The sequence below is a fragment of the Desulforhopalus sp. IMCC35007 genome (assembly GCF_005116575.1).
GTDB lineage: Bacteria > Desulfobacterota > Desulfobulbia > Desulfobulbales > Desulfocapsaceae > Desulforhopalus_A.
Genome location: NZ_SWCN01000126.1, coordinates 1 through 211, shown reverse-complemented (window position 1 = coordinate 211; position 211 = coordinate 1). Strand labels below are relative to the sequence as shown.

1 protein-coding gene is annotated in these 211 nt (G+C 53.6%); it reads left to right on the top strand.

The genetic code is table 11. The features are described 5' to 3' along the window. The coding region (locus FCL48_RS25135; protein ID WP_169309387.1) for a hypothetical protein at positions 1-211 on the top strand (211 nt) is incomplete at both ends.

Here is a 211-nt window from a genome sequence, read left to right as displayed (position 1 = left end):
ATACCAATATTGTCGACCAGTTTGTGGTCGAGGTCACTGACCTGACCGGTCAAACCGCAACCGACACCCTGGATATCCAGATCGTCGATACCGCTCCTGAGGCTGCAGATGATGCAAACTCTGTGGAGGAAGATGCAACGGCTCCAGTTCTCGGCAACGTTATTACAACCGGACCAGGCAGCGATACCTTAGGTGCCGATTCTCCAACCCT